Here is a 26,753-nt window from a genome sequence, read left to right as displayed (position 1 = left end):
GCTCATGCTTCCAGCACTTTGGGTCAGCAAGACGGGTCTGTCCGCCCAGGACATGAACCTGACGACCATTTCCAACAACCTGGCCAACGTATCAACTACCGGCTTCAAGCGTGACCGTGCCGAATTCCAGGATCTGCTGTATCAGATCCGTCGCCAGCCCGGCGGCCAATCCAGCCAGGACAGCGAACTGCCGTCCGGCTTGCAGCTGGGTACCGGTGTGCGCGTGACCGGTACCCAGAAGATCTTTACCGCCGGTAGCCTGCAGACCACCGAGCAGCCGCTGGACATGGCGATCAATGGCCGCGGTTTCTTCCAGGTGCTACTGCCGGACGGTACGGTTTCCTACACACGCGACGGTAGTTTCCACCTGAGCTCCGACGGCCAGCTGGTGACCTCCAACGGTTACGCACTGGAGCCGGCCATCGTGGTTCCGCCGGAAACCCAGACGTTCACTGTTGGCGAAGACGGCACCGTTTCGGTGACCACCGTGGGTAACCCGCAGCCGCAGATCATCGGCAACTTGCAGACGGCTGACTTCATCAACCCGGCAGGCCTTCAGGCCATGGGCAGCAACCTGTTCCTCGAGACCGCTGCCAGTGGTGCACCGCAGGTCAGCACGCCAGGACTCAACGGCCTGGGTACGGTACTGCAGAACACCCTGGAAAACTCCAACGTCAGCGTCGTCGAGGAACTGGTGAACATGATCACCACCCAGCGCGCCTACGAGATGAATTCCAAGGTCATTTCCACCGCCGACCAGATGCTGTCGTTCGTCACGCAGCAACTCTGATCGCGTAGTCGCCGTTGTATACGGGCAAGCACGCCTCGTGCTGCTCGCTGTAGTTTCGATGGCCTGTCATGGCTTGAGGTGTTTATGAGCCGTTTGTTGATTGTTGTGTCGATGTCGTCTGCCCTGGCGCTGGTCGGATGTGTTGCCCCTGCGCCGAAACCGAACGACCCGTACTACGCTCCGGTGCTGCCACGCACGCCGTTGCCGGCGGCGCAGAACAACGGCGCAATCTATCAGGCTGGGTTCGAGACCAACCTCTATGACGACCGCAAGGCTCATCGGGTTGGCGACATCATCACCATTACCCTCAACGAGCGAACCCAGGCCAGTAAGAACGCGACCTCCAAGCTTTCGAAGGACAGCAGCGCGAACATCGGTCTCGGCTCGCTGTTCGGCGGGGCGGTGTCCATGGCCAACCCGCTGACGGGCAATTCGATGAATCTGGGGGCCGAGTACGAGGCGTCGCGCGACACTTCCGGCTCTGGCCAGGCAGGGCAGAGCAACAGCCTGTCCGGCTCCATCACTGTCACCATTTCCGAAGTGCTGCCTAATGGCATCCTCGCCGTGCGCGGTGAGAAGTGGATGACGCTCAATACCGGCGACGAACTGGTGCGCATTGCGGGCCTGGTGCGCGCGGACGATATCTCCACCGACAACACCGTTCCGTCAACACGCATTGCCGATGCACGTATCACCTATTCGGGCACCGGCGCATTTGCCGATGCAAGCCAGCCGGGCTGGCTCGACCGATTCTTCATGAGCCCGATGTGGCCCTTCTGACCGGAGCTGATGTCATGTGGAAAAAACTGCTTCTGCTCGCGGGCTTGCTCACGCTCTGCGCTGGCGCTCAGGCCGAGCGTCTGAAGGACGTCGCGACCATCCATGGTGTACGGAGCAACCAGCTGATCGGTTACGGCCTGGTTGTCGGCTTGAACGGTAGCGGTGACCAGACCACTCAGACGCCGTTCACCGTGCAGACCTTCAACAACATGCTGGCCCAGTTCGGGATCAAGGTGCCGGCCGGCGGCAATATCCAGCTGAAGAACGTCGCCGCGGTTTCGATCCATGCCGAATTGCCGCCTTTCGCCAAGCCTGGTCAGACCATCGACATCACCGTCTCGTCCATCGGTAACGCCAAGAGCCTGCGCGGCGGTAGCTTGTTGATGGCCCCATTGAAGGGTATCGACGGCAATGTCTACGCGATCGCTCAAGGCAATCTGGTGGTGGGGGGCTTCGACGCCGGTGGCGCGGATGGCTCGCGGATTACCGTCAATTCTCCGTCGGCGGGCCGCATTCCCGGTGGCGCGACTGTGGAACGGCCGGTCCCGAGTGGTTTCAATCAGGGCAATACGCTGACTCTCAACCTCAATCGTCCGGACTTCACTACCGCCAAGAATATCGTCGACCAGATCAATGACCTGCTCGGCCCTGGCGTGGCGCAGGCGTTGGACGGTGGGTCGATCAGTGTGACCGCGCCGCTCGATCCGAGCCAGCGCGTTGATTACCTGTCGATCCTGGAAAATCTCGAAGTCGAAGTCGGCCAGGCCGTGGCCAAGGTCATCATCAACTCGCGTACCGGCACCATCGTGATAGGCCAGAACGTGCGGGTTCAGCCTGCCGCCGTCACCCATGGCAGTCTGACCGTGACCATCACCGAGGAGCCGCAGGTCAGCCAGCCGGAGCCCTTCTCGGATGGGCAGACAGTGGTGGTGCCCAACTCGAAGGTCAAAGCAGAGCAGGAAGCCAAGCCGATGTTCAAGTTCGGCCCGGGTACCACGCTGGATGAAATCGTCCGAGCGGTGAATCAGGTGGGCGCTGCGCCCAGCGACCTGATGGCCATTCTCGAAGCGTTGAAGCAGGCCGGCGCGCTGCAAGCCGACCTGATCGTGATCTAAGGGTAGCGATATGGAAAATCGTCTCGGTAGCGGAGCACGCGGTCTCGATAGCGGCAGCTACACCGACCTCAATCGTCTCAGCCAGCTCAAGGTCGGCAAGGACCGCGATGGCGAGGAGAACGTGCGCAAAGTTGCGCAGGAATTCGAGTCGTTGTTCCTCAACGAGATGCTCAAGTCGATGCGTGCGGCTACCGAGGTGCTGGCCAAGGACAATCCTCTGAATAGCCAGGCCAGCAAGCAGTATCAGGACATGTACGATCAGCAGCTATCGGTGAGTCTGTCCAAGGAAGGTGGCGGCATCGGCCTGGCGGATGTGCTGGTCCGCCAACTCAGCAAGCAGACCGAAACGGTTACGCGCAACAATCCATTCGCCCAGGTTGCGCAGACCGAGGGCGCGGCCTGGCCGAGCAAACCGGCAGCTGGCGTCGAATCTGCTCGAGATGATTCAAGGCTGTTGAATCAGCGCAGGCTCGCCTTGCCTGGGAAGCTGAGCGAACGACAGGTTGCCAACGTATCAGCCACAGCCGTTCCTCCAGCGGGCGATGCCGTGCAGCCATTGGTCAACGTCGACTGGAAGCCGGCCACCGCGTTTGTGCCGCCCGCGGACAAGCCGCTGACCATAAACGGCGTGGAGAAAGGTGCTCCGAACGCGCCCAGCAAGACGCGTTTCAGCTCCTCGCAGGAGTTCATCGCCACCATGCTGCCAATGGCGGAGAAGGCAGCCGAACGCCTTGGGATCGAGCCACGTTTCCTGGTTGCACAAGCGGCGCTGGAAACCGGCTGGGGCAAATCCATGATTCGCCAGAAGGACGGCAGCAACAGCCACAACCTGTTCGGTATCAAGGCGACCGGCTGGAAAGGTGCATCCGCCACCGTCACGACGACCGAATACGTCAATGGCAAGGCCACCCGCGAGAAGGCGGGCTTTCGCGCCTACGATTCATTCGAGCAGAGCTTCGACGACTTCGTCAGTCTGCTGGAGAACAACGACCGCTACCGGACCGCTATCCAGGTAGCGAGCAACACCGGCGACTCGGAGCGTTTCGTCAAGGAACTACAGAAAGCCGGCTATGCCACCGATCCGCAATACGCCCGCAAGATCAGCCAGATCGCGCGCAAGATGCAGACTTATCAGACCGTTGCCGACGCGAATTCGGTGCCCGCGATGCGGACCAGAGGCTAAACCATGGCTGACCTATTGAGCATTGGCCTTTCCGGCCTGGCTGCCAGCAAGACCCAACTGTCGATCACCGGCCACAACATCACCAACGTCAATACGCCTGGCTATAGCCGCCAGGATGCGACCCAGGCTACTCGCTCGCCACAGTTCAGCGGTGCCGGCTATATCGGCTCGGGCACCACGCTGGTGGAAGTTCGCCGCAGCTACAGCGAGTTCCTCACCAGCCAGCTGCGTAGTAGTACTTCGCTGAGCGCGGATGTGGAGGCCTACAAGAGCCAGATCAATCAGCTCGATTCGTTGCTAGCCGGCACTACAACCGGCATCACGCCCTCGTTGCAGAAGTTCTTCTCAGCCCTGCAGACTGCCGCCGAGGATCCGGCCAATATCCCGGCACGCCAGTTGGTTCTGGCTGAGGCGGAGGGGCTGGCGCGGCGCTTCAATACTGTCTATGACCGGCTCTCCGAGCAGAACAACTTCACCAACAAGCAGATGTCTGCCGTCACCGATCAGGTAAACCGGCTGGCAGGCAGCATCGGCAGCCTGAACGAGGCGATCGCCATCGCTGCGGCCAATGGTAAGCAGCCGAACGATCTGCTCGACGCTCGCGATGAGGCGGTGCGCCAGTTGTCGGGCTACATCGGCGTGACTGTAGTTCCGCAAGATGACAGCAGCTTCAATATCTTTATCGGTAGCGGCCAGCCGCTGGTTGTCGGCAGCACGGTGGCGCGCCTCGAAGTCGTGCCAGGGCAGGGCGACCCCAATCGGCATGAAGTGCAGTTCATCAGCGGTGGCTCGCGGCAGGGGATCACGTCGCAGATCACCGGCGGCGAGCTGGGCGGGTTGATTCGTTATCGCGAGGAAGTGCTGGACTCCACCATGAACTCCCTGGGCCGCCTGGCGCTTGCAGTGAGCGACCAGGTCAACACGCAGCTGGGGCAGGGGCTGGATCTCAAGGGGCAGGTCGGTTCGGCGCTGTTTGGTGACTACAACGACCCGGCGCTGGCGAAGTTGCGTGTCAATGCGTTTGCTGGCAATAGCAGTGCACAGCCGGTACTGAACATCACCAACACCAGTCAGCTCAGCACCAGCGACTACCTGATGGAGTATGACGGTAGCAGCTTCAAGATAAGGCGGCTGAGCGATAACCAGCTGATGACGGCTACGGAGAATCCGGCCGGTACGCTGTCGATCACTGACAAGAATGGCCGCGACCAGGGCTTTCAGATCGTACTGGGCAATCCGCCGCCGGCACCTGGTGACAAGTTCAGCCTGCAGCCGACCCGGCGTGGCGCTTCTGATATCAAGGCGACGCTGGATCAAGCCGATCAGCTGGCGTTTGCAGCGCCGGTGCGGGCCCAGAGCACCTTGCAGAACAGCGGGACAGGGGTGATCGGCCAGCCGAATCTGCTATCTGCTCCATCGCCCATCAATGCGGCTGCGTTATCGGCGGCGTTCGAAGGGTTGACGCTGAGTTATGACGGCAACGGGCTGACGCTCCCGGCACCTGCGCCAGCGGGGCTCACGCTGTCGCCTTCGAGCATTACCGCCGGACAGACCAATACGCTGAACCTGACTCTTACCACGGGCACGGCGCCCAATGTGCAGCAATACAGTTTCGAGTTCACCGTAAGCGGCCGGCCCGAGACGGGCGATACGTTCTCGTTCAACTTCAACCAGAGTGGCGTCTCCGACAACCGCAATGCCCTGAAGCTAGTGGATCTGCAGACCAAGCAGACCGTAGGCGTGACCCCTGGCGTCGCTGGTTCCGGTTTCAGCTTCACCGACGGCTATGGCGAACTGGTCGAGCGTGTCGGAACCTTGACCGCCCAGGCACGGATGGACAGCGAAGCGACTGGCGCAATTCTCAAGCAGGCCACTGATAACCGCGATTCGCTATCGGCTGTAAACCTGGATGAGGAAGCGGCAAACCTGATCAAGTTCGAGCAGTACTACAACGCTTCGGCCCAGATCATTCAAGTTGCCCGCTCCTTGTTCGATACATTGATCAGCTCCTTCAGGTAACAGGCCCGACCTATGCGCATTTCTACCGTGCAAGCGTTCAATAACGGCGTCGCCGGGTTGCAGCGTAACTATGCCAACGCGACCCGTACGCAAGAGCAGATCAGTACGGGCAACCGCATTCTTACGCCGGCAGACGATCCGGTCGCTTCGGTGCGCCTTCTGCAGCTAGAGCAGCAACAGAACGTGTTGAGCCAATACAACTCCAATCTGACCGCTGCGAAGAACAGCCTTACGCAGGAGGAAGTCACCCTCAATTCGGTGAATACGGTTTTGCAGCGAGTGCGCGAGTTGGCGGTGCAGGCGGGTAATGGAGGCTTGAGCGCTGACGATCGCAAGTCGATCGCCGCGGAGCTTACTGAGCGCGAGGACGAATTGCTGTCACTGATGAACACCCGTAACGCCCGTGGCGAATATCTATTTTCGGGTTTTCAAGGCAAGACGCAGCCATTCGTGCGCGATGGTGCCGGCAGCTATAGCTACCAAGGCGATGAGGGGCAGCGGAAGCTGCAAATTGCCAGCTCGTTGAATATAGCCATCAGCGATAGCGGTAAGTCGATATTCGAAAATGTGACAAATGCTGGACGTTACTTGAGCAGCCTGGATATCACTGGACAACCGGGGTCGACTCTTCGCGTTTCGACGCCATTGGTGCAGGATGAGGTTGCCATTAGCGGCAATCCGCCATTTCCTGCTGCTGGGGTTGGTGTACGGTTTACGTCCGATACTGAGTACGTAGTCTACGATCTGGCAGCTGCGCCTGACTTTGCCAATCCGCCAATCGACCCTAACCTTGTTCTCGCTTCAGGGGTGGTTGATCAGCAGGAGAAAACAACCGAAAAGCTGGTTTTCCGCGGCGTGGTCGTCCAGTTCGATGGCATTCCCGTCGGCGGTGAGACGGTGGAGGTTCAGCTGGACCCCGCTGTGCAGAAGCAGGGCATCCTAGAGACGATTTCCAACCTGCGTAAGGCATTGGAGGATCCATCCTCTGGCAATGCCGGTGTACGCGACGCTGTAGCAGTAGCGCTTACCAACCTCGATCACGGCATGATTAGCGTCGACGCGGCGCGCGGTAACATCGGCGCGCGGCTCAACGTAATCGAGACTACACAGACCGATAACGAGGATGTGACATTGGTGAACAAGGCTGTCCAGGCCGAGTTGCGCGAACTCGATTACGCCGAAGCCCTTTCCAGATTGTCATTCCAGACCATCATTCTCGAGGCGGCGCAGCAGAGCTACGTCAAAATCAGTGGTCTGAACCTGTTCAACGCCATGCGCTGAGGAGTTTGACGAGGTTGGCAAAAATGCAGCCTCGTTTTGACATCAGCAAGCAGGCGGCTAGATTGGCTAACGCGGAGCAGGAAGTCCCGCATAGAACATTTCTCGGATAAGGACATCTTCATGAACAAGGCTTTTCTTGCCGCTGCGGCGTTCGCCGTGCTTACCAGTTTTTCCTTCGGCGCTCATGCCGCCACTCAATCTCAGCCCGCACCTGCACCGGTTGCCGCCGTCACTCAGGCGTCGGTGAACCTCAATACTGCTGATGCCGCCACACTTACCCGTGAGCTCAAAGGTATCGGTGCTACCAAAGCCAAAGCGATCGTCGATTACCGTGAAGAGCATGGCCCCTTCAGTTCGGTAGACGAATTGCTTGAAGTAAAAGGGATCGGCTCGGCCACCCTGCAAAAGATCCGCAGCCAGCTCAGCGTGCAGTAAGAGCGCAGCGCAGAGGCCGGTCGCAACGACCGGCCTCTTGTCCATTCCTAGACCGAACGCCCTGTGCAGCCACCAGTCAAAGTGCTTGTGAAGCCATTGACAATCTTCGGTTATGCACATTCGGAATAGAAAAGCAGATGTCCTGCCCTGACGCTTAGCGTCCGTTTTCGTGTTTTCGTAAGTGACTGATTTAAAAGGTCTTAACCGGTTGGATAAAAAAGCGCCGATCTGTCGGGCGGCCCCGTAGGCAGGGCTTTTGCGGCGGTCATCCATAATCTGTTCACAAGGTTATCCACAGGTTCGGTGGATAACATTCTCAAGGTCACGGATGGCGCAGGCTGGAAGGGGGGTCGATGAAAGCTCCGTGGAATTTGCTGAGATATTTACCGCTGGCGCAGCGCCTTATCAAGCGCGGAAAAATCCCCGCGCTGTTGCTCGCAGTGGCACGCAAGTCATCGTCGAAGCGGGGATTGCTAAAGGGGCTTCGCGAGGATCTGGCGTTGCTACAAGCGCTTTGTGTGGCATGGTGGCGTGGTGAGTACAGGGCGATCAATCCGAACGCGTTGATAGCGGTAGTGGCTGGCCTGCTGTATTTCCTGTCGCCCATCGATGCCATCCCCGACTGGTTGCCTGGTCTCGGATTTGTTGATGATCTGGCCGTATTGGGCTGGGTAATGCGCAAATGGTCTGGAGAGATGGAAGCGTTCAAAGCCTGGAAGCAGGCGCAGTCAGCCGAACGCCAGGCAGGGCTGCTAAGATTGCCCGCGCTGGACGAGCCTCAAGGTGATGACTCGCCGCAAGTCTAGGCAGAGCACATCATCGTCCAGCCGTTGGTCGACACTCGTCGGACATTTTGCGGCACCATTCCCGATTCGCTATGCGTGCGGCAGCTTGGTAGCTTCAAGGAGCGGCGCGGGCTGTTAAGATTCCGCCTCTTATCGAAGACGCCTAGGGAAAATACGGATGAATGTACAGGTCATCATGCGTGACGGCTCGCCGGAATACGCCGTTCTGCCATGGGACGAGTACCAGGCACTCCTCAACGCTGTCGGAGCGCGACCACCCGCTGTAGCAGCTCCTGCTTCCCCGGATGCACAGCCGCGTCCTCCGCTTAGCCAGTTACCATTTCTGCGCGACGCCAAGGGTCTCACCGTGGAAGCTCTGGCGCGTGCGGTAGGCATCAGTCCGGCTTACCTGGCGTTAATCGAGGCGGGTGAGCGCGAGCCCGATGCCGCGATTCGCCGTGCGCTGGCCCGTGCATTGGAAATCACCGGTTGGGAGGGGGACGCTTGACGTCAGTATCCATCAGCCGCCAGCACTGGCAGGCCTTGCTCGGAGAGCTTGATGCCGCACGTCGGCAGAGGCATCTGGTGACCTATCGGGCGCTGGTCGAGCGCCTTCAGCTGCCAACCCCCGCGATGCAGACACTTACCGCAGCGCTGGAGCATTTAGCAGCACTGGATGCCCGTAATGGTCGCCCGCTGCGTAGCGCGCTGGTCATCAGTCAGGGTGCTAGTCGCCTACCGCGGCCGGGCTTTTTCGAGTGCGCTGCGCGCCTGGGGCGCTTCTCCGGAGCGGCGGACGGTACTGCTGCTGCGTCTTGGCATGCAGGTGAAGTGGCGCGGGTGTTCGAGTTCGAATATCCGGAGGAAGACTGATGCTGTGGAAACTGCGTGCGAGGCTCGGTTATTTAACTGCCCGCAAGTTGATGACTTCCCGTTATGCCGTTCAGCAACCGAAACTCTGGAGCTGGATGGAAGGTCAGTTTGCGCGTATGGCGGCTCTGGGAGACGTCGGTGCGCAAAGCTTCTACGGTCATATTCTGTATTTTCGCGGCCGAGGTCATGGTGCCAAGCAGGAGGGCGTTCGCTTGTTGCGCCTTGCGGCCAAGGCGGGCGATGTGAAGGCTGCCTACCAGATGGGGGTCGTCAGCCTGAGTGAAGATGCGTCACATGGGCCGGACGGCAGCGAGGCGGCTCGCTGGTGGTCCCAAGCGGCTGAAGCGGGGCATCCCCTGGCGGCCGTTCGGCTGGAGCAATTGTATCGCGCCGGAGGTCACGGCCTGGCCGCTGATTCCCAGAAGGCAGACCGTTACAAGGCAAAGGCAGCGCAGCTGGGGCTGTGAGCGGTTCGCCTGCATCAAACAGATGAAAGTTCGGGGGCTGCTTGCCTTTTCGCGTGATGCTTGGCCGCTGAAGCCCAGTGCAGCAGGCCTGCACGTCCAAGTGGTCTATATGCCGAGCGTGCGCTGACACCGGTGACAACAAGCCGCATTGCTGCCCCTCCATCTTCGTTTACGAAGATCAAGCCCTCGTCCTCAAGGTTTATCGGTAAGACGCCTCGTTGCGGAGCAGAAGACCATGCTGCAACTGCGCTATGCACCGTCCCAGTCGGGAGCCAGTGCCAGCAGGAGGTCTTCAGGCACCGAGTGGGACTCAACGTTACCTTATCGGCTTTTCGTTGCCGTAGAGGTCACTCAAGGGCACTTGCTCGACGGCTTCTTAACCGAGTACCGCTTCTAAGCACGAGGATGAGCCTGGAGCAGCGTGGTTGATGGTGCTGTGAGCAAGGACAACTATCAGCATGCTCAACGGCTTGGTGACTTGTTATAGAAACTCTGCCGTGAAAGAAAAAGGGCCACGAATGTGGCCCTTGATTTTTACGCGATGCAGCGATGCCGCTTTGATAGCTGGACGCGCTGTTTGCTCTCAGTGCTTGGCCATTGCCGAGCTGAGGCCAAGGTAGTCCAGAAGGATGCGTCCGCTTTCGGAAAGGTACGCATCGTCTTCGGGCTTGGGTTTGTCCGTTTCCTTATGTGGCGTGGTTTCGTCTTCCTTCTCTAGTTTGGCCAACGGCTGCTCGCCTTTGGCCAGGCGCAGCGCGTTCTCCAACGCCAGCTGGCGCTTCTCGATATCCGCCTGCTGAGCGCGACGTTTATCTTCATTGAGGCTGACAGTGGTGTCATGCATCAGCTCTTGAGCAAGCGCCAAGCGATCGCGGGTGAAGACGAAATCCGGGTTCTCGCCAGTGCGCGCCTCATGGCGTGCCTTGAGCTCGGCAAGGAACGGCTTGAACGGGTTCATGTCCGGGTTGATTGCCGCGCGGATGCTGTCCCACGGCAAGGCCTCGGGAAGTGCGCTTTCGCCGATTTCCTTGGTGTCGACATCAGCGGGGTAGGTGATGTCTGGAATCACGCCCTGATGCTGGGTGCTCTGACCCGATACACGGTAGAACTTGGCCAATGTGAGTTTCAACTCGCCATGGTTGAGCGGCTGGATGGTCTGCACGGTGCCTTTGCCGAAGGTCTGGCCACCGAGAATCAGCGCACGGTGATAGTCCTGCATGGCGCCTGCGAAGATCTCTGACGCGGATGCCGAGAGGCGATTGACCAGAACGGCCAGTGGCCCCTTGTAATAGGCGCCGGTCTGTTCGTCGGCGAGTACATCCACACGGCCATCACTGTTGCGCACCAGTACGGTTGGACCCTGGTCGATGAACAAGCCGGTGAGCTCGGTGGCTTCCTGCAGTGAGCCGCCTCCGTTGTTGCGCAGGTCGATGACGACGCCATCGACCTTTTCCGCTTCCAGCTCGGAGAGCAGCTTCTTCACATCGCGAGTAGTGCTCTTGTAGTTCTGGTCGCCGGCGCGCAGGGCTTTGAAGTCAAGATAGAACGCCGGGATCTCGATAACGCCAAGCTTGAAGCTCTGGCCCTGGTGCTCAAGGTTCAGCACTGACTTCTTCGCCGCCTGCTCCTCGAGTTTGACTGCTTCGCGAGTAATCGCGACCACCTTGCTGCTCTGGTCATTCGGTGCGTTGCTCGCCGGGATGACTTCCAGGCGGACGACGGAGCCTTTCGGGCCGCGGATGAGCTTGACCACCTCATCCAGGCGCCAGCCGATCACATCGACCATTTCGTCGTTGGCCTGGCCGACGCCGACGATCTTGTCCGCTGGCGCCAGCTGCTTGCTCTTCTCAGCCGGGCCGGCGGGGACCAGACGCACGATCTTCACGTGCTCGTTGTCGCTCTGCAGCACCGCACCGATGCCTTCCAGCGAGAGACTCATGTTGATGTCGAAGTTTTCGGCGTTGTCCGGAGACAGATACTGAGTATGCGGATCGTAGGACTGGGCGAACGCGTTGATGTAGGTCTGGAACACGTCCTCGCCGCGCGTTTGGTTGAGGCGCGCCAGCTGGTTCTTGTAACGCTTGGTCAGCAGTTCCTCGATTGCCTTGGGCTCTTTGCCGGCGAGTTTCAGGCGCAGCACCTCGTCCTTGACTCGCTTGCGCCACAGGTCGTCGAGCTCGGCCATGTTCTTGGCCCATGCGGCTTTCTCGCGATCGATCAGCAGCTCTTCATCTTTGGTGAAATCAAAGCTACCGACGCCTTTGTCGAGCAGGCCAAGCGCGTAGTTGAGGCGATTCTGCAAGCGCTCCAGGTGACGCTTGTAGATGGCAAAACCGGGCTCGAGATTTCCGCCTTTAAGAAAATCATCGAACTGGTTACGCCACTTGCCGAACTCTTCGAGGTCGGATGCCAGGAAGTAGCTGCGCGAAGGGTCGAGCATCTGGATATAGCTGTCGAAGATCTTCGCGGAGCGCGCGTCGTTCAGCGGCGGCTTGTTGTAATGATGACGCTTGAGCAGTTCGACGACGTTCAGGCTGGCAATCACCTGGTCCCGATCGGGTTGCAGGTAATCCCAGCTCTCCGGCGTGCTGACGGCTTTGGCCATCGCCAGGGAGGCGTGGAGTCCGAAAAGGACGGCAAGAACGGTGCAGGTCAGCGTACGTTTCATGGCTTGGGGGCGACGCAAGGCTAAGGAATAACGCATATTAGGCCATCTAAAGTAGGCGCCGGTTCGGTTTTCCGTCCGGCGGTGGAAAGCACAAGCCCGATGGTAAGAATGGTCAAAGAAGGCCAGCGAGCGATCAGTTGGGTGGGCAGAGATAGAACCACTATGGAGGCAGCATGAAGGCATTGCAAGGTATCGAGGGGCATCTGGAGTGGGCCGAACGACCGGCTCCGGCGTGCGGCGAAGGCGAAGTCCGTATCCGTGTCGCGGCCGCTGGGCTTAACCGCGCGGACCTGCTGCAACGCGCCGGGCATTATCCGCCGCCAGCCGGTGTTACCGACATCCTGGGCCTGGAGTGCGCCGGTGTGATTGCTGAAGTAAACGGTCGCAGCCGCTGGAAGGTGGGTGATCGCGTCTGCACATTGCTGGCTGGCGGCGGCATGGCTGAAGAAGTGGTGGTCGATGCGCGCCACGCACTGCCGGTTCCCGAGGGCATGACGCTGCAGGAAGCGGCGGTGATCCCCGAGGTTTACGCCACGGCCTGGCTGAATCTCTATCGGCTTGGCGCGCTGCTGGCCGGTGACAAGGTGCTGTTGCATGCCGGAGCGAGTGGCGTCGGTTCGGCGGCGATCCAGCTGTGCAAGGCGTTTGGCAATCCCTGTTGGGTCAGTGTTGGTTCCGCAGAGCGCTTGGCCTACTGCGAAGCGTTGGGCGCTCAGGGGGGCGTGCTGCGTGGAGACTCGCTAGAGGCGCTGCGAGATTTCGCTCCGTTCGACATGATCCTCGATCCCGTTGGTGCCAAGTACGCGGCGCTTAACACGCAGCTGCTGGCAATGGACGGACGCTGGGTGATGATTGGTCTGATGGGCGGCCGTAAGGCCGAGATGGATCTGGGCGGACTGCTGGCCAAGCGCATCCAGTTGATTGGCTCGACCTTGCGCAGCCGTGACGCCGACTACAAAGCAGGGCTGCTGGCAGAAATGGAGGAGAAGGTCTGGCCGCTGTTTGCCCAGGGCAAGCTTTCGCCGCGTCTGGAGCAAACCTTCGCCATCGCAGACGTAGAGGCGGCATTTGCTGCACTCGCCAGCAACACCGTTTCCGGCAAAGTGGCGCTGGTGATCGATAGCACCATTTCCTGACGCGTACAGATCGTCAAACGGAGCAACGCATCGCGATGAGCAGCCTGGCCTGCTCATCGCGAGATCCGTTCAGGGCAGCTGACTGCTGTTATAGAAGGCGGTCAGTACCTTGACCAGATGCGCCAGATCCTGGCTTCCGGCTAGCTCTCGGATCGAATGCATGGCAAAGGTCGGCAGGCCGATATCGACTGTGCGCACACCCAACTGGCTTGCCGTGATCGGGCCGATGGTCGAGCCGCAGCCCATATCGCTACGAGTGACAAAACTCTGCACCGGCACCTCGTTTTCCAGACAGAGATGGCGGAAGTAGCCCGCGGTTTCGCTGTTGGTGGCGTAGCGCTGATTGTTGTTGACCTTGATCACCGGGCCGGCATTGAGCTTCGGCCCGTGGTTGCCATCGTGCTTGTCGGCGTAGTTGGGGTGCACCGCGTGGGCATTGTCGGCCGAGATCAGCAGGGAATGGCTGATAGTGCGCTGGAAGTCATCTTCATCCGGCAGCAGGCGGCGTAGCACCTGTTCGAGGAACGGGCCGTCCGCGCCGCAGAGCGAGGTGGAACCCACCTCTTCGTGGTCGGTACAGACCAACACGCAGCTGTGTTCGGGCTCGGTGTTCAGCAACGCCTGTAACCCGGCGAAGCAGGAGAGCAGGTTATCCAGGCGGGCACCGGCGATGAAGTCACCATGCAGGCCGATAATGGCTGCAGCCTGGGTGTCGTAGAAGCTCAGTTCGAAGTCCAGGACCACGTCGGCGACCAGGCCGTGTTCGCGGCCGAGCTGATCGGCCAGCAATGCGCGAAAGTCCGGACTTTCCTGGCTGGCAATCTGCGCAAGGATCGGTGGTAGCTCGTTCTGGGCGTTGATGGCCCAGCCCTGATTGGCTTCCCGGTTCAGGTGGATCGCCAGGTTCGGTATTGTCGCGATGGGCAGCTTGAAGTTGATGAGCTGGCTTTCGATACGGCCGTCTCGGCTGTAGGTAACGCGCCCGGCCAGCGACAGGTCGCGGTCGAACCAGGGTGCGAGCAGGGCACCGCCATACACCTCCACACCGAGTTGCCAGAAGCCCTGACGCTGCAGCTCCGGTTGCGGTTTGACTCGTAGACAAGGGCTGTCGGTATGCGCGCCGACCAAGCGCAGGCCGTGCTCGACGAGCGGCTTGCTGCCCAGTTGGAAGGCAATGATGGCCGAGTCGTTACGAGTGACGTAGTAGCGCCCGCCGGCCTCGGTATGCCAGACCTCGCGTTCGTCCAGCGCACGGTAGCCGGCGGCCTGCAACGCCTGGGCGAGGTTCTCGGTGGCATGGAAGGGGGTGGGGGACGCCTGCAGATATTCGATCAGGCCTTGATTGAGAGCTTTGCGCATTTCGGACTCCGGACTGCCAGGTCACGAAGTCTATAGCATTCGACTCTGGCGAATAAGCGCGCCGGCACCTGCCTCGCGGTTTGGGTGAGCGGGTGGCAGGCGGGCAGATGTTGCCACTACTAGAACGGGGCCGGGCACTCGAAGCGCAGGCGCTCGCCGGTTTGCGGATGGGTCAGCGTCAACATGCTCGCATGCAGACACAGGCGTTCATGGGCCTGCAGGGCCTGCTCGTGGGCATACAGGCGATCACCGAGCAGCGGATGACCGATCGACAGCATGTGCACCCGCAGCTGGTGGGAGCGGCCGGTGATGGGTGTCAGCTCGACGCGGCTGTAGTCGCCACAGCGTTCGAGCACGCGCCAGAAGGTCAGCGCATGCTTGCCTAGTTCGTGATCGACCACGTGACGCGGCTTGGTCGGCGGGTCGTAGCGTAGTGGCAGGTCGATGCTGCCGCTGTCCTGCTCGGGCTCACCCCAGCACAGTGCGGTGTAGGCCTTTTCCGTTTCGCGGTCGTGAAACTGGCGGGACAGTTCACGGTGGGTATCGGCGTCACGGGCGAGCACGATAAGCCCGGAGGTTTCCCAGTCCAGTCGATGCACGATGCGGGCCTCGGGATAGCCGTTTTCCTGCAGGCGGGTCACCAGGCAGTCTCGATTGTCTTCGGCGCGGCCGGGTACGGACAGCAGCAGGGTTGGCTTGTTGATGACCAGGAGGGCCGCGTCCTGGTGGACGATCTCGATAGCGCTAAGAGGCATTCGCTTTTCCACAAACGAAGACGGCGACCCGTGGGCCGCCGTTTCTATGCACCGGTGTCGCTCAGCGATCCGGCAGGGTGATATTGAGTTCCAGGATCGAGCAGCTGCCCTGATCCTCGAGTGCTACCTGGACCTGATCGCTGTCGATGTTGACGTACTTGCGGATCACTTCGACCAGCTCTTTCTGCAGCGCCGGCAGATAGTCCGGCTCGGTGCGCTGGCCGCGCTCATGGGCAACGATGATCTGCAGGCGCTCTTTGGCGATCGCGGCTGGAGTTTCCTTCTTCTTGCGTTCACGGAAGAAGTCGAAGAGGTTCATTCGCGGCCTCCGAAAAGTCGTTGCAGGAAGCCTGGCTTCTTGACGTCGAGGAAGCGGTGCGCGACCTCTTTGCCGAGCAGGCGGTCGACGGCGTCGCTGTAGGCCTGGCCCGCATCGCTTTGGTCATCGAGAATCACCGGAATGCCCTGGTTGGACGCCTTGAGCACGGCTTGCGATTCGGGGATCACGCCGAGCAGGCGGATGGAAAGGATTTCCTCGACGTCCTCGACGCCGAGCATTTCGCCCTTGGTAACGCGCTCGGGGTTGTAGCGGGTCAATAGCAGGTGTTCCTTGATCGGCTCTTCGCCGCTTTCGGCGCGGCGCGACTTGCTCGCCAGCAGGCCGAGCATGCGGTCGGAGTCACGAACCGAGGACACTTCCGGGTTGGTTACGACGATGGCCTCGTCGGCGAAATACATGGCCAGGTGCGCGCCCTTCTCGATACCAGCCGGCGAGTCGCAGATAACGTATTCGAAATTCTTGCTCAGCTCGTCGATGACCTTGCCGACGCCTTCCTGAGTCAGGGCATCTTTGTCACGCGTCTGGCTGGCCGCCAGCACGAACAGGTTCTCCAGACGCTTGTCCTTGATCAGAGCCTGGGTCAGGGACGCATCGCCATTGATGACGTTGACGAAGTCATAAACCACCCGACGCTCGCAGCCCATGATCAAGTCGAGATTCCGCAGACCGACGTCGAAGTCGACGATGACGGTCTTGTGGCCACGCAGAGCGAGGCCGGTGCCGATGGCGGCGCTGGTGGTGGTTTTACCAACGCCACCTTTGCCGGAAGTGACTACGATGATCTTGGCCAAGGTGATTCACCCTAAAAATTAAAAAATCGGGACCTTCCGCTGATTTCAGCGTCAGGATTGCCCGTTTGGTCCTTGAAAATTCGCGGCAGTATCCGTTAAAGGCGGGTGATGTTCAACACGTCGCCAGAGAGGCTGATCTGCACCGCTTCAGCCCAGAGAGGTTCGCGTCGCAGGTCCTCGGCGACCTTGTACTGGCCGGCGATGGAGACCATTTCCGCGGCGAGCTGCTGACAGAAGATCCGCGCGCTGGTATCGCCCTTGATACCTGCCAGAGCGCGACCGCGAAGCGGACCGTAGACATGGATGTTGCCATCGGCGAGAAGTTCCGCACCGGGGCTGACCGGAGCGAGAACGATCAGGTCGCCGCCCTGGGCGTAGACCTGCTGGCCGCCGCGAATGGGGGTGGTGACGACGCGGGTCGGGCGGTAGGTCGGCTCGGCAGGTTTCGGCGGGATTTTCGAACCCAGGTCGACCTTGCGTTCACGTGCGCCGGAGGGGGGCAGTACGGGCAGATCGAGCGCGGCCGCCGCTTCCAGATGCACCGGTTCGCTGGCGCGCAGCGCCAGGGTGCGCAGACGATGCTTGCGGCACAGGCTGACCAGCGCGGCGATATCGATCTCGCGGGCTGATTCCGGCAGCTTGTCCAGAGCCAGCACCAGCGGTGTGTTGTTGAAAAAGTCCGGCGCCTGCTCGACCTTGGCCGCAAGTTGCTCGTCGAGACGCTCGATATCGTTGCTGGCGAGTTCCAGCACGGTGATGGCGAGCATGCTGCCCTTGAGCTGGAAGGCTGGGGACTGATCGGTGAGGTCGGCTTGGCTCATGGTCTGTCTGCTGCGGTAAATGGCGAGGACTTATAGCGGGGAGTGCCGCCGCCTGCAACCCGCCAACCGCCTGCGGAGCGATCACTGGTGCGCCGAGGTTCGGTCAATGCGAGCTTTTGCCGGTAGAATGCGCCGCTTCATCGGCTGTCGAGCTATTCATGGACCGTCCTCAGTTTCGTGCGTACTTCCTGCACCCGCGTTTCTGGCCGTTGTGGCTGGGGCTTGGGCTGCTCTGGCTGCTGGTGCAGCTGCCGTATCCGCTGTTGCTGCAACTGGGCCGTGGGCTCGGCGCGCTGATGTTCCGTTTCGCCGGTTCGCGGCGCTACATCGCCCGGCGCAACCTGGAGCTGTGCTTTCCAGAACTCAGCCAGGAGCAGCGCGAACGGCTGCTGCATGAAAACTTCGCTTCCAACGGCATTGCCTTCTTCGAGATGGCGATGAGCTGGTGGTGGCCACAGGCGCGCCTGCAGCGCCTGGCCCGGATCGAAGGGCTGGAGCATCTGCAATTGGCGGGGCAGGGCGTAATCCTGATGGCGCTGCATTTCACTACCCTGGAAATCGGCGCGGCGCTGCTTGGCCAACGGCACACCATCGATGGCATGTACCGTGAGCACAAGAATCCGGTATTCGATTTCGTCCAGCGCCGCGGGCGCGAACGACATAACCGCGACGCCAGCGCCATCGAGCGTGAGGACGTGCGGGCCATGCTCAAGGTTTTGCGTGCCGGTCGCGCCATCTGGTATGCGCCGGATCAGGACTATGGGCGCAAGCAGAGCCTGTTCGTGCCGCTGTTCGGCATCCAGGCAGCCACGGTGACCGCCACCACCAAGTTCGCGCGGCTGGGCAGGGCCAGGGTCGTGCCGTTCACCCAGGAGCGCCTGGCGGATGGCTCGGGCTATCGGTTGGTGATCCATCCGCCGCTGGAGGATTTTCCCGGCGAGAGTGAAGAGGCCGATTGCCTGCGGATCAATCAGTGGGTCGAGGAGGCTGTGAGCGCATTGCCGGAGCAGTACCTCTGGGCACATCGCCGCTTCAAGACCCGCCCAGTCGGTGAGCCTGGCCTTTATACGAAGCGCAGCAAGCGATCGGCCGGTCGGTAGGCTCCGCTGGCGGCGCGCAGGCTGAGGGGCGCTGCGAGTCGATCTGCTGCTGTCAGGCCAGCGTCCCGTCGCGGAAATCCCGCAGCGCTTGCTCGATCTCCTCGCGGCTGTTCATCACGAACGGACCGTACTGCACGATCGGTTCTCTCAGCGGTCGGCCGGCCAGCAGCATCAGTCGTGCGCCGGTCTCGCTGTGTAACTGCAGCTCGCCCTGTTCGGACAGGCGCACCAGCTGGCCCCTGCCGACCGGCTGATCGCCGAGCTGCAACGCGCCCTCGTATACATAAAGCAGTAACAGATGGCCGTCCGGAATTTGCGGCGAGAGCGTGCTGTCTGCGGGCAAGTGCAGATCGAACAGCTGGGGCTCCGTATCGGGCCGCTGTACCACGCCCTGTTGCTCGATGCCTTGCGCCTTCAAGGTTCCGGCAATGACCTTGGCCTGTACGCCGTTGTCGAGGCGAACCTGGGGAATCTCTGCGGGTGCGAAGTCGCGGTAGCCCGGCTCGCCGAGCTTGGCATGGGCGGGCAGGTTCAGCCACAGCTGGAAACCGCGCATGTTGCCTTCCTGCTGCTCCGGCATTTCGCTGTGAATCACGCCACGCGCTGCGGTCATCCATTGCACGCCGCCGCTTTCCAGCAGCCCGACGTTGCCCATGTGATCCTCGTGGCGCATACGCCCTTCGAGCATATAGGTGATGGTTTCGAAGCCGCGATGCGGGTGTGGCGGAAAACCGGCGATGTACTCGTCCGGGTCGTTCGAACCGAACTCGTCGAGCATCAGAAACGGGTCGAATCGTTCCGGTGCGGCGCCGCCGAACACGCGGGTAAGACTGACGCCGGCGCCATCGGAGGTGGGCCGGCCGGTGGTGATGGAGAGAATTTCCCGGTGGGACATGATCGTTTGCCTCCTGGTTATTACGCCAAGGATAGGCAGCTAGGTTCGATCAATGGTTGCTGTTTTCTGCTATATCGAATCGAAGCGGTAGATCATTCCTCGACCAGCAGGTCGCGCGCACGGCTGTATACATAGCGCACCTTTTCATATTCGAACGGCGAGTTGAGTTGCCCATAACGGAAGCTGGTGACATGCCGCGCATTGATGGCGCGCAACGCTGTCAGGCTCAACTCGCCACCGGTGGTTTCGGAGTACTGCAAAAAGTCCATCTGCCGCTCGACCGCAAAGTCGGCCACGCGGCCGGTGGCATCGCGTAGATTCGATGGCCCCAGGGCCGGGATGATCAGATAGGGCCCCTGCGGCACTCCCCAGTAGCCAAGCGTCTGGCCGAAGTCTTCGCTCTGGCGCGGCAAGCCCATACGGGTCGCCGGATCCCAGACGCCGCCGACGCCGAGAATGGTGTTGAACAGAAAGCGCGCCGTGGCGTTCGCGGCGCGCTGGGCCTTGAGCTGCGCGAGACTGTTGAACAGGGTGGGCACTTCTCCCAGGTTGCCGAAGAAGTTGCTCACTCCGGTGCGCACCGGCTGCGGCGTGACATAGCGATAGCCGCGCACCACCGGCAACATGACCCACTGATCGAGCCGGTAGTTGAAATGGTAGATGCGTCGGTTAATCGATTCGAACGGGTCGTACACGTCCAGCGCCTGGAAGGTGGCCCGCTCGAACTCGCGTTGGTCCAGCCCGGGATTGAACTCCAGGTTGCGTAGTGGATGGGTGAAGCCATCCTCGTCGGCCGTCGGTGGTTCGGCGAAGGCCAGTCCACTGGCCAGGAGCAACGGCAGCAGCATTCCTTTAGCCACGGAAGAACTCCAGCATATGTTGGGCGTTGACTCGGTAAGTGAGGTTGCCGCAATGGCCTCCTCGCGGGTAGAGCGTCAGACGATCACCGAAGGTACGGCGCAGGAAGCCGATATCACCGGCGCCGAGAATGACGTCGTCGGCGTTGTGCATGACCGCGATCTTCGGACTCTGCCGCAGGTAGTCTTCAAGGGCGTACAGGCTGACCTGTTGCACCAGCTGAGTCAGGCTGCCGCCGTCGTACTGTGCGCGCCACATGGGGATGAGCTGCTCGGTGATGTAACAATCGAAGTCACACAGCAGGGCACGCTTGAAGAAGGGCTCAAGACTGGTGCTCTGGTTGATGGGGTAGTCCTGCGGGACGATCAGCCCGCGGCGGTTGATCAGGTCGGAAGTGAAGATGATGTCGGCGGCGGAGAAGCGGAAAACCGAGCCGATCAACATCGCCATCTGTTCGTCGCTGAGCTTCAACGTCGATTGCTGGAAGTCGTAGAGCATCGCCTCGTCGAGATCGATGTAGCCTCGTTGCTGGTAATAGCGGGTGAGCTTTTCCAGTACCACTTCATAGAAGGTGGTGTGGTCGTTGATCCCGTCGACCCTGGTCTGCACCAGCTTGTCGAGATTGGCGACCGAGGTGTAGAGATTCACCGGAGGGTTCAGCAACAGGACCCGTTTGAAATTGAAACTGCGCCGCGTCTCGTCCAGCTGGCTGACGAAGGCGGCATTCAACGCGCCCAGGCTGTAGCCGGTGAGGTGGAACTCGGTTACCTGCAGTTTGTGCTGTTGCGCGCGAACCGCCTGCATGACCCGGTACAGGTCTTTGGCGTCGTCGCTGCTGATGCCTGGAGTTGCATAGCGCGAGGCGGCCGACATGAAGTCGTAGCTGGTCGGCGAAGACAGCTGCACCACATGATAGCCGGCGCCGTAGAACAGCCGCTTCAGTGCCTCGGTCTTGCCGGCAGAGTAGTGCGCGCCGGTTCCGGAGATGATGAACATCAGCGGTGCCGGGCCGCGCTGGCGGGCCAGTCGATAGCGCAACTGTTTCACCGGCCAGAAGTTGTCCGGCAGAGTGAATTCCCGCTCCGGACGAAGGCGCAGGCTGTAGTCGGCCTGATCGATGGCGTCATCGCTCGGCACTTCTGCGCGCAGGTCGGCCGGTGTACCGGCAATCGTGGCTTCGAACGGGTTGGCCAGTGGATAGCCGTATTCCTCAACGCTTAGATCGGCGGCATGCAGCGGCGTAACGATCAGGGCGAGCAGGGCGGTCAGGCGCAACAACAGCTGCATGTACTTCTCCATTGCAGGCCGTTCGCGGCCTGTAGCGAGGTGACAGTGCTTCGCCTGCCACCCGTTCCAATCAGAACTGCATCGGCTTTCACATGCAAGCCAACATCGCTTTGGCAGCATCGCGTGCAATTCGATCCGTGGATCGATGCGGAAATGCGAACGGCTCGATATGGGCGGTCGAGCTGCTGGTGGTGGCCGGCATCTTATGCCTGGTGATGCAGCCAGGCGTGCTTGGGAACTCTGCGTGCGCCGCCGGGGTTGCGCTCAAAGCGTTGCCAGACCTTTTCATGGAAGTAGAACGCCACGGAATTGCATAGCGGTTCGACGGCTGCCACCAGGCCACCGATGGCGATGCTGCCGGTCAGCGCGTAGGTGACCGAGAAGGCGATGCAGAAGTGCATCAGGGTGAACGTCACGGTCTTCAACATGGCCCGTCTCCTTGCGCGATCGAGAATTGTTCTCGTGTTTGCACAGTGTGGTTGCGCGCCAGCAATGTCTGAAATCAACGTTCTGTATCTGCGGCATAGCGCCACACTATTTGTATTTGGAATTGTTGCAAGGCCCCGGTTTGCGTGGCCTGAAGGCTCTAGAGCGGGCTTTCTGAAGAGCGGTCCTCAGACCAAAGTCGGGTGGTGTTCGCATTGTCCGGCCCTAAAGTAGCCGCCCTGCTCCCACCAGGGGGTAGTGACCGTGGAGACAGATTCCAATGAACAATGAAAATGTTTACCGGCAGATCTATGCCAACCCGCGTTTCCAAGAGCTGGTCGCCAAGCGCGGGCGTTTCGCCTGGCTGCTGTCGGCCGTCATGCTCGGCGCTTACCTGGCGTTCATCCTGCTGATCGCTTTCGAGCCGCAGATCCTTGGTGTTCCGCTTTCTGCCGACACCGTGACCACCTGGGGCATCCCGGTTGGCGTGGGCGTGATCTTCATGGCCTTCATCCTGACCGGTGTCTATGTGCAGCGTGCCAACGGTGAGTTCGATCGCATCAACCAGGAAATCCTCAACGAGGCCCAGCAATAATGATCCTGCGTTTTCTGATGACTGCCCTGCTGTTGGCAGTCTCGCCTGCACTGCTCGCCGACGCCATTACCGGCGAGGTCGAGAAGCAGGCCACCAACTACACCGCCATCATCATGTTCGTGGTGTTCATCGCCTTCACCATGGGTATCACCAAGTGGGCGGCCAAGCGCAACACCTCCACGGCTGATTACTACACCGCGGGTGGCAGCATCACCGGCTTCCAGAATGGCCTGGCGATTGCCGGTGACTTCATGTCGGCAGCGTCCTTCCTCGGCATTTCCGCGCTGGTCTACACCAGCGGCTATGACGGTCTGATCTACTCCATCGGCTTCCTCGTCGGCTGGCCGATCATCCTCTTCCTGATGGCTGAACGCCTGCGCAACCTCGGCAAATTCACCTTCTCCGACGTGGCGTCCTATCGTCTCGGTCAGACGCAGATCCGTCTGCTCTCGGCGTTCGGTTCGCTGATCGTCGTGGCCTTCTACCTGATCGCGCAAATGGTCGGTGCCGGCAAGCTGATCCAGCTGCTGTTCGGCCTGGACTACTACGTGGCCGTGGTGCTGGTCGGTGTGCTGATGGTCATGTACGTGCTGTTCGGCGGCATGCTGGCGACCACCTGGGTGCAGATCATCAAGGCGGTCCTGCTGCTGTCCGGCGCCAGTTTCATGGCCATCATGGTGATGAAGAGCGTGGGCTTCGATTTCGGCAGCCTGTTTGCCGAAGCGGTGAAGATTCACGAGAAGGGTGCGCAGATCATGAGCCCGGGCGGCCTGGTCTCCGACCCGATCTCGGCGATCTCCCTCGGCCTGGCGCTGATGTTCGGTACCGCCGGCCTGCCGCACATCCTGATGCGCTTCTTCACCGTCTCCGACGCCAAGGAAGCGCGCAAGAGCGTGTTCTACGCCACCGGCTTCATCGGCTACTTCTATATCCTGACCTTTATCATCGGCTTCGGCGCGATCCTGCTGGTCAGCACTAACCCGGAGTTCAAGGACGTGACCGGCGCCATCGTCGGTGGCACCAACATGGTCGCCATCCACCTGGCCAGCGCCGTGGGCGGCAACCTGTTCCTCGGTTTCATCTCTGCGGTCGCCTTCGCCACCATTCTCGCCGTTGTCGCGGGTCTGACCCTGGCCGGTGCCTCGGCGGTTTCCCATGACCTGTATGCCTGCGTGATCAAGCAGGGCAAGGCGCGGGAAGAAGACGAGATGCGCGTGACCAAGCTGACCACCCTGACTCTGGGCGTGGTGGCGATTCTGCTGGGCATCATCTTCGAGAAGCAGAACATCGCCTTCATGGTCGGCCTGGCATTCTCCATCGCCGCCAGCTGCAACTTCCCGGTGCTGTTCCTTTCCATGTACTGGAAAGGCCTGAGCACCCGCGGCGCGTTGTTCGGCGGCTCGCTGGGGCTGTTCACTGCGCTGCTGCTGACCATCATCAGCCCGACCGTATGGGTCGACGTGTTCGGCTTTGCCGAAGCGATCTTCCCCTACAAGTACCCGGCGCTGTTCTCGATGGCTGCGGCATTCGCCGGCATCTGGTTCTTCTCGGTCACCGACAAGTCCAAGCGTGCCGGGGAAGAGCGTGAGCGCTTCTTCGCCCAGTTCGTCCGTTCGCAGACTGGCCTGGGGGCTACTGGCGCCGTCGCGCACTGACGCCCTGCTAGCAATACAAGAGGGCAGCCTGCGGGCTGCCCTTTTTCATGCGTGCAGCAAAGGCTGTCGACCGGCTGTAACAGCCCCATCCTGCACCCATATTGCCTGCCCGCAACCGCGCGGTCAGCCCCATGAGCCGCGGGTTTGCCAAGGGCATTCAGCAGTCTGATGGATGCCGGTACGCGCGCCGGCATTCGCTAGACTCGCTGCCACTACCCGAACAACAAAAGGCAGCAGAACAATGCATAACCGCATGATGATCACCGGTGCCGGCTCCGGACTCGGTCGCGAGATTGCCCTGCGCTGGGCGCGTGAGGGCTGGCAGCTGGCGCTTTCCGATGTCAACGAAGGTGGCCTGGCGGAAACCCTGAAAATGGTTCGTGAGGCGGGCGGTGACGGCTTCACCATGCGCTGCGACGTGCGTGACTACAGCCAGCTGATCGCCTTCGCCCAGGCCTGCGAGGAGAAGCTCGGCGGCATCGACATCGTGGTCAACAATGCCGGCGTGGCGTCCGGTGGCTTCTTCGACGAGCTGTCGCTGGAAGACTGGGAATGGCAGATCGCAATCAACCTGATGGGCGTGGTCAAGGGCTGCAAGGCCTTCCTGCCACTGGTGCAGAAGAGCAAGGGCAAGATCATCAACATCGCCTCGATGGCGGCGCTGATGCAGGCGCCGGGCATGAGCAACTACAACGTGGCCAAGGCCGGCGTGGTGGCGCTCTCGGAGAGCCTGCTGGTGGAGCTGCGCCAGGCCGAGGTTGGCGTGCATGTGGTCTGCCCGTCGTTCTTCCAGACCAACCTGCTGGACTCTTTCCGTGGCCCGACGCCAAACGTGAAGGCGCAGATCGGCAAGCTGCTGGAGTCTTCGCCGATTACTGCGGCGGACATCGCCGACTACATCCATCAGCAGGTCGCCAAGGGCGAATTCATGATCCTGCCGCACGATGAGGGACGCATGGCCTGGAAGGTCAAGCAGCAGAATCCGCAGGCGATCTACGACGAGATGGCGCTGCTGGCGGAGAAGAAACGCGCCAAGAGCAAGGCACTCTGAGATCGTCCGGCCGCTCCGGTGGCCGCTGCGGTTGCTTCAGGGAAGGGTCGGGAGTAGGGTTGCCGGTCAGGCTTTTTTCGCCGTAACCCTATGGATCGCTTGTGAAATTCCCCTCCCGTGGACTGTTGATGGTGGCCCTGGTGCTGGCCGCGATCAACCTCCGCCCCGGCATTACCTCCTTCGCTCCGCTGATCGAACGCATCGCCGAAGAACTCGCGCTTTCCCGTGGGTTGATCAGTCTGACCACCGCCTTGCCGGTGCTCCTGATGGGCCTTCTGGCGCCATTGGCGCCGCGGCTGGCCGTACGCTTCGGCCTGGAGCGCAGCATCGCGCTGTGCCTCGGTCTGATCGCTGCGGCTTTGCTGTTGCGACTGTTCGGCCATAGCGCAGCACTGCTGATCGCTACCGCTGGACTGGTCGGTGCGGGGATCGCCGTCGCCGGGCCGCTGTTGTCCGGCTTTATCAAACGTTACTTCCTCGAACGCATGGGCCAGACGGCGGCGTGGTATTCGCTGAGCATGGCGGTCGGCGGCACCCTCGGGGTAGTGGTGACAGCACCGGCCACCGAAGCGATGGGGCAGGAGTGGACGCGGGGCTTGGCGCTCTGGGCGCTGCCGGCATTAGCGGCATTGCTGATCTGGCTGCGCCTGCCCAACCAGCCGGAAACTGCCAACGACAGTCGTGCCGGTTTGCCCTGGAAGGAGCCGCGGGCCTGGCTGTTGAGCATCTATTTTGCCCTGCAGGCCGGTCTGTTCTATGCGCTGGCCACTTGGCTGGTGGCGCGTTATCACGAGGTGGGCTACAGCCTGCTGCAAAGCAATGCGTTCTTCAGTGGTTTCATGCTCATCGGCCTACCCAGCGCCTTCGCCATGCCCTGGCTGGCGCAGCGGCTGGGTAACCGGCACCGGATCATGGCGGCGTGCGGCGTGCTGGCGACACTATGCCTGGCCCTGATCGCGCTGCTGCCGGGCTGGCAGCCGTTGCTGGTCTGCATGCTGCTGGGTGTTGCGCTCAACGGCACCTTTTCCCTGGCGCTGATCTCGCCGATGTACGAAGCCAGCACGCCGCTGGCGGTCAGTCGACTCACGGCGATGATGCTCTGCACCGGCTATTGTCTGGCCTGCCTGACGCCGGTCCTGGCTGGGCTCGGGCGCGACCTGGCCGGCGACTATCGTATGCCGTTCCTGGTCCTGACCGGCATGGCCGCGTGCATGTCGATGCTGGCGATGCGCCTGCGGTCGAGGCACACAGGCGGCTGAACGCACTCAGGGCTGTGGCCTGTTTCACC

Annotated in this window: 27 protein-coding genes; 17 read left to right on the top strand and 10 right to left on the bottom strand. The window is 61.0% G+C overall.

All coding sequences use genetic code 11. From position 1 onward, the window contains the following. Positions 1–4: 4 nt before the first annotated feature. From flgG to PSEST_RS14370, 11 genes are all read left to right on the top strand, one after another. On the top strand, positions 5–790 hold the full coding sequence (flgG, locus tag PSEST_RS14420; RefSeq protein WP_015277713.1) for a flagellar basal-body rod protein FlgG: 786 nt from the start codon (positions 5–7) through the stop codon (positions 788–790). Positions 791–874: 84 nt separating this feature from the next. Further along, positions 875–1,570: a flagellar basal body L-ring protein FlgH gene (gene flgH / locus PSEST_RS14415; RefSeq protein WP_015277712.1), complete on the top strand. Its 696-nt coding sequence runs from the start codon at positions 875–877 to the stop codon at positions 1,568–1,570. A gap of 14 nt (positions 1,571–1,584) precedes the next feature. Next, positions 1,585–2,685, top strand: a complete 1,101-nt coding sequence (locus PSEST_RS14410) for a flagellar basal body P-ring protein FlgI (RefSeq protein WP_015277711.1) — start codon at positions 1,585–1,587, stop codon at positions 2,683–2,685. 10 nt (positions 2,686–2,695) lie between these two features. Next, complete coding sequence (gene flgJ, locus PSEST_RS14405) at positions 2,696–3,868, top strand: flagellar assembly peptidoglycan hydrolase FlgJ (RefSeq protein WP_015277710.1); 1,173 nt, start codon at positions 2,696–2,698, stop codon at positions 3,866–3,868. A 3-nt stretch (positions 3,869–3,871) separates the two neighbouring features. Further along, positions 3,872–5,887 carry a flagellar hook-associated protein FlgK gene (gene flgK / locus PSEST_RS14400; RefSeq protein WP_015277709.1) on the top strand — a complete coding sequence of 672 codons (2,016 nt, stop codon included), beginning with the start codon at positions 3,872–3,874 and terminating at the stop codon, positions 5,885–5,887. Between the two features lie 12 nt (positions 5,888–5,899). Further along, entirely contained in the window at positions 5,900–7,168 is a 1,269-nt protein-coding gene (gene flgL, locus PSEST_RS14395; RefSeq protein WP_015277708.1) for a flagellar hook-associated protein FlgL, read from the top strand. 120 nt (positions 7,169–7,288) lie between these two features. Beyond that, complete coding sequence (locus PSEST_RS14390) at positions 7,289–7,603, top strand: ComEA family DNA-binding protein (RefSeq protein ID WP_015277707.1); 315 nt, start codon at positions 7,289–7,291, stop codon at positions 7,601–7,603. 353 nt (positions 7,604–7,956) lie between these two features. Next, a complete protein-coding gene (locus PSEST_RS14385; RefSeq protein ID WP_015277706.1) occupies positions 7,957–8,409 on the top strand; it encodes a YkvA family protein in 453 nt (150 codons plus the stop codon). Positions 8,410–8,566: 157 nt separating this feature from the next. Beyond that, a complete protein-coding gene (locus PSEST_RS14380) occupies positions 8,567–8,896 on the top strand; it encodes a helix-turn-helix domain-containing protein (RefSeq protein ID WP_015277705.1) in 330 nt (109 codons plus the stop codon). Next, positions 8,893–9,261, top strand: a complete 369-nt coding sequence (locus tag PSEST_RS14375) for a hypothetical protein (RefSeq protein WP_015277704.1) — start codon at positions 8,893–8,895, stop codon at positions 9,259–9,261. Before PSEST_RS14380 ends, PSEST_RS14375 begins: the two co-directional genes overlap by 4 nt. After that, the gene (locus tag PSEST_RS14370) at positions 9,261–9,728 is read left to right on the top strand and encodes a sel1 repeat family protein (RefSeq protein ID WP_015277703.1); all 468 of its coding nucleotides are present in this window, start codon (positions 9,261–9,263) and stop codon (positions 9,726–9,728) included. Before PSEST_RS14375 ends, PSEST_RS14370 begins: the two co-directional genes overlap by 1 nt. 583 nt (positions 9,729–10,311) lie before the next feature. Here PSEST_RS14370 and PSEST_RS14365 read toward each other — a convergent pair. Continuing rightward, positions 10,312–12,396 (bottom strand): carboxy terminal-processing peptidase, encoded by a 2,085-nt coding sequence (locus tag PSEST_RS14365; protein WP_015277701.1) that lies wholly within the window; start codon positions 12,394–12,396, stop codon positions 10,312–10,314. A 173-nt stretch (positions 12,397–12,569) separates the two neighbouring features. On the opposite strand from PSEST_RS14365, the gene PSEST_RS14360 reads away from it, so the two are divergent. Next, positions 12,570–13,532 (top strand): NAD(P)H-quinone oxidoreductase, encoded by a 963-nt coding sequence (locus tag PSEST_RS14360; RefSeq protein WP_015277700.1) that lies wholly within the window; start codon positions 12,570–12,572, stop codon positions 13,530–13,532. Between the two features lie 69 nt (positions 13,533–13,601). Here PSEST_RS14360 and PSEST_RS14355 read toward each other — a convergent pair whose 3' ends face one another. The 5 genes from PSEST_RS14355 to minC all read right to left on the bottom strand — a co-directional run bounded on the left by PSEST_RS14355 (position 13,602) and on the right by minC (position 17,598). Further along, a complete protein-coding gene (locus tag PSEST_RS14355) occupies positions 13,602–14,891 on the bottom strand; it encodes a M18 family aminopeptidase (protein ID WP_015277699.1) in 1,290 nt (429 codons plus the stop codon). Positions 14,892–15,010: 119 nt separating this feature from the next. After that, a complete protein-coding gene (locus PSEST_RS14350; RefSeq protein WP_015277698.1) occupies positions 15,011–15,646 on the bottom strand; it encodes an RluA family pseudouridine synthase in 636 nt (211 codons plus the stop codon). Between the two features lie 61 nt (positions 15,647–15,707). Then, positions 15,708–15,965 (bottom strand): cell division topological specificity factor MinE, encoded by a 258-nt coding sequence (gene minE / locus PSEST_RS14345; RefSeq protein ID WP_003301267.1) that lies wholly within the window; start codon positions 15,963–15,965, stop codon positions 15,708–15,710. Then, positions 15,962–16,777, bottom strand: coding sequence for a septum site-determining protein MinD (gene minD / locus PSEST_RS14340; RefSeq protein WP_015277697.1), 816 nt, complete (start codon positions 16,775–16,777; stop codon positions 15,962–15,964). Before minD ends, minE begins: the two co-directional genes overlap by 4 nt. 95 nt (positions 16,778–16,872) lie before the next feature. Next, complete coding sequence (gene minC, locus PSEST_RS14335) at positions 16,873–17,598, bottom strand: septum site-determining protein MinC (protein ID WP_015277696.1); 726 nt, start codon at positions 17,596–17,598, stop codon at positions 16,873–16,875. A gap of 158 nt (positions 17,599–17,756) precedes the next feature. On the opposite strand from minC, the gene PSEST_RS14330 reads away from it, so the two are divergent. Beyond that, positions 17,757–18,698: a lipid A biosynthesis lauroyl acyltransferase gene (locus PSEST_RS14330; RefSeq protein WP_015277695.1), complete on the top strand. Its 942-nt coding sequence runs from the start codon at positions 17,757–17,759 to the stop codon at positions 18,696–18,698. A gap of 52 nt (positions 18,699–18,750) precedes the next feature. Here the strand turns inward: PSEST_RS14330 and PSEST_RS14325 are convergent, their stop codons facing one another. The 4 genes from PSEST_RS14325 to PSEST_RS14310 all read right to left on the bottom strand — a co-directional run bounded on the left by PSEST_RS14325 (position 18,751) and on the right by PSEST_RS14310 (position 22,166). Further along, entirely contained in the window at positions 18,751–19,593 is an 843-nt protein-coding gene (locus PSEST_RS14325) for a pirin family protein (RefSeq protein WP_015277694.1), read from the bottom strand. Between the two features lie 92 nt (positions 19,594–19,685). Next, on the bottom strand, positions 19,686–20,441 hold the full coding sequence (locus PSEST_RS14320; RefSeq protein ID WP_041756710.1) for a VacJ family lipoprotein: 756 nt from the start codon (positions 20,439–20,441) through the stop codon (positions 19,686–19,688). A 4-nt stretch (positions 20,442–20,445) separates the two neighbouring features. Next, the gene (locus PSEST_RS14315; RefSeq protein WP_015277692.1) at positions 20,446–21,738 is read right to left on the bottom strand and encodes a hypothetical protein; all 1,293 of its coding nucleotides are present in this window, start codon (positions 21,736–21,738) and stop codon (positions 20,446–20,448) included. Positions 21,739–21,941: 203 nt separating this feature from the next. Next, positions 21,942–22,166 (bottom strand): DUF2061 domain-containing protein, encoded by a 225-nt coding sequence (locus PSEST_RS14310; protein WP_015277691.1) that lies wholly within the window; start codon positions 22,164–22,166, stop codon positions 21,942–21,944. Between the two features lie 278 nt (positions 22,167–22,444). On the opposite strand from PSEST_RS14310, the gene PSEST_RS14305 reads away from it, so the two are divergent. From PSEST_RS14305 to PSEST_RS14290, 4 genes are all read left to right on the top strand, one after another. Continuing rightward, complete coding sequence (locus PSEST_RS14305) at positions 22,445–22,759, top strand: DUF485 domain-containing protein (protein WP_015277690.1); 315 nt, start codon at positions 22,445–22,447, stop codon at positions 22,757–22,759. Beyond that, positions 22,759–24,414, top strand: coding sequence for a cation acetate symporter (locus tag PSEST_RS14300; protein WP_015277689.1), 1,656 nt, complete (start codon positions 22,759–22,761; stop codon positions 24,412–24,414). The genes PSEST_RS14305 and PSEST_RS14300 overlap by 1 nt, the downstream gene beginning before the upstream one ends. 241 nt (positions 24,415–24,655) lie before the next feature. Then, on the top strand, positions 24,656–25,465 hold the full coding sequence (locus PSEST_RS14295) for an SDR family oxidoreductase (RefSeq protein WP_015277688.1): 810 nt from the start codon (positions 24,656–24,658) through the stop codon (positions 25,463–25,465). Between the two features lie 128 nt (positions 25,466–25,593). Continuing rightward, a complete protein-coding gene (locus PSEST_RS14290; protein WP_041756707.1) occupies positions 25,594–26,724 on the top strand; it encodes a CynX/NimT family MFS transporter in 1,131 nt (376 codons plus the stop codon). Positions 26,725–26,753 lie beyond the last annotated feature (29 nt).

It is taken from the genome of Stutzerimonas stutzeri RCH2, assembly GCF_000327065.1.
In the GTDB taxonomy this organism is placed as follows: Bacteria; Pseudomonadota; Gammaproteobacteria; order Pseudomonadales; family Pseudomonadaceae; genus Stutzerimonas; species Stutzerimonas stutzeri_AE.
This window is presented reverse-complemented; position numbering and strand designations above follow the sequence as displayed.